This is a genomic window from uncultured Sphingosinicella sp. (genome assembly GCF_963974575.1).
In the GTDB taxonomy this organism is placed as follows: Bacteria; Pseudomonadota; Alphaproteobacteria; order Sphingomonadales; family Sphingomonadaceae; genus Sphingosinicella.
Map to the genome: position 1 here is coordinate 1 of NZ_CAXBBQ010000018.1, position 2,632 is coordinate 2,632.

General features: G+C 66.6%; 3 protein-coding genes. All 3 read left to right on the forward strand.

All coding sequences use genetic code 11. The annotated features are described in order from the left end of the window. Positions 1 to 427, forward strand: a 427-nt coding sequence (locus AAC014_RS17980; RefSeq protein ID WP_339711412.1) for a transposase, incomplete at its 5' end; no start/stop codon positions are given. Next, entirely contained in the window at positions 424 to 795 is a 372-nt protein-coding gene (tnpB, locus tag AAC014_RS17985; RefSeq protein ID WP_062346440.1) for an IS66 family insertion sequence element accessory protein TnpB, read from the forward strand. The genes AAC014_RS17980 and tnpB, both read left to right, overlap by 4 nt. A 294-nt stretch (positions 796 to 1,089) precedes the next feature. Next, on the forward strand, positions 1,090 to 2,583 hold the full coding sequence (locus AAC014_RS17990) for an IS66 family transposase (RefSeq protein WP_062346469.1): 1,494 nt from the start codon (positions 1,090 to 1,092) through the stop codon (positions 2,581 to 2,583). Positions 2,584 to 2,632: the final 49 nt, after the last annotated feature.

Consider the following 2,632-nt stretch of genomic DNA (forward strand, 5'->3'; position numbering starts at 1 on the left):
CGGCGGGGTGACTGTGGAGCAAGAGATCGACGGCAGTGGCGGCGTGGAGAACGGGCGCCGACGGCGCTGGACGCTGGAAGAGAAGCGCGCGGTGGTGGAGCTGTCGCTCGATCCGGCGTGCAGCATGGCGGAGGTGGCCGCGTGTTTCGATGTCCTTCCGGCCCAGATATATGCCTGGCGCCGCGAGTTGCGCGAGATGGCGGAGGACGCGGCGCGCGAGGACAGGGCGATGTTCCTGCCGGCGGTCATCGAGCCGACATCGGTGCCGGCGGTGCTGCTCGAACCGGAGGCCGCGAACGCGCGGCTGCTGCCGGACGCGGTGGTGCAGGTCGCAATGGAAGTGCGCGGCGTGCCAGTGATGGTCGCCCACGGCGCAAGTTCGACGCTGGTCGCCTCGGTAATCGCAGCGCTGCTGAGGGCGCGATGATCGGGCCGGGCAGCGACGCCAAGGTGCTGATCTACACCAAGCCGATCGATTTCCGCTGCGGCATCGACACGCTGGTGGCCAAGGTCCAGCACGAGTTGAGCCAGGATCCGTGGCGCGGAGTCGCCTATATTTTTCGTTCCAAGAGGAAGGACAGGCTGAAGATTCTGTGGTTCGACGGCACCGGCATCTGGCTGATGACCAAGCGCGCCGAGGCCGCCGAAGGATTCGCCTGGCCGCCGGCGGTCGATGGCAGTTTTTCGATCACGGCGGCGCAGATGGCAGCACTCACCTCGGGCATGGACTGGCGTCGGCACCGCGCGCCAAGGCGCGTAAATCCGCCTAAAATCGAGGGTTTCGCTGATGCGTGAGATAGTCGCGACAGGCCGAGTCAACTGCGCTGGACGCGTCGTTACGCATGTGATTCGATGCCTGCCATGGACCCGCTGACGGCCTCCTGCAAAGACCCAGTTGCGCTGCTCGCGACCATCGCGAAGCTGACCGCCGAGGCGGCCGAACGCGACCAGCAGATCGTTCGCATCAACGCCGAGAACGAGGCGCTCGCCCGCGCTGCGGCCCAAGCTGAGGCGCGCGAGATCATCGCGCTCGCCACCGCGAAAGCGGCCGAACACGCCGCCGTCATCGCCGAGGCGAAGGCCGCCGAGATGGAGGACGCGCTCGCGGCCGCCCGCGATGAGGTCAAGCGCCTCAACGACATTCTCGACCAGTTCAAGCGCCACCGTTTCGGCCAGAGCGCCGAGCGGCTCGATCCCGACCAGTACCAGCTCGTGCTCGAAGAGCTCGAAGCTGCCTTGTCGCGCGCCGAGGCCGGGCTCGAAGCGCTGATCGACCAGGCTGACGCGACCGGCGAGACAAAGCGCCGCCGCCGCAACAACCGTGGAGCGCTGCCCGCCCATCTCGAGCGTATCGAGCAGGTCGTCGACATCGAAGACAAGCAGTGTGCCTGCTGCGGCAACGATCTTCATGTCATCGGCGAGGACGTCACCGAGCGCCTCGACGTCGTGCCCACCATCTTCCGCGTGCTGGTCACCCGCCGTCCGCGCTATGGCTGCCGCGGCTGCGACGAGGGCGGCGTCACCCAGGCGCCGGCGCCAAGCTTCATCGTCGATCAGGGCCTGCCCACCGACGCGCTCGTCGCCCAGGTCATCGTCGCGCGCTACGCCGATCACCTTCCGCTTTACCGGCAAGCCCAGATCTACGCCCGCCAGGGGATCGATCTCGACCGGGCAACGCTCGCCGACTGGGTCGGGCGCGTCGGATGGTGGCTGACTCCGCTCAGGCAGCATCTGCTCGCCGAGCTGCGAAGTTCGGTGAAGCTGTTCGCCGACGAGACGCGCATGCCCGTGCTGGCGCCCGGGACCGGCAAGACCAAGAGCGGCCAGCTGTGGGCCTATGCCCGCGACGATCGGCCATGGGGCGGACTCGCGCCGCCCGCCGTCGTCTACATGTACGCCACCGGCCGCGGCGGCATGCATCCGATCGACCATCTCGGCGACTTCGCCGGGGTGCTCCAGGTGGACGGCTATGCCGGCTACAATGAGATCAAGCGCCGCAATGGCGTCACCCTCGCATTCTGCCTGCTTCACGCGCGGCGCAAGTTCTACGATTTCCGCGAAAAGGAGCCCGTTGCCGACGAGGTGCTCCGTCGCTTCTCGGCGATCTACAAGATCGAGGCGACGCTCAGGGACACCTCGCCCGAGGCGCGGTTCGAAGGGCGGCAGCTGATGCTGAAGCCGCTGTTCGATAACCTGCGCGACTATCTCTCGAAGAACCTCGGCCGGTTCAGCGCCAAGGGCAAGATGGCCGAAGCGATCAACTATATGCTCAACCACTGGCAGCAGCTCACCTATTGCCTGCTCGACGGCCGCGTCGAGCTCGATACCAACACGGTCGAAAGAAGCATCCGCCCGATTGCCCTGTCGCGCCGCAACTCGTTGTTCGCCGGCAGCGATGCCGGGGCAGACAATTGGGCGGTGCTCGCCAGCCTTCTCGAAACGTGCAAACTCTCGGACGTCGATCCGCTCGCCTGGCTCACCGCCACCCTCACCAAGCTTGCCAACGGTCATAGCAACAAGGACCTCGATTCCCTCATGCCCTGGCACTCCCCCAAGATCGCCGGGCGCAACGCCCCCTCTTAAGACGCTTGACCGGCACGTTTCCGCCACGTGGGCCTGGGATGACGGATAC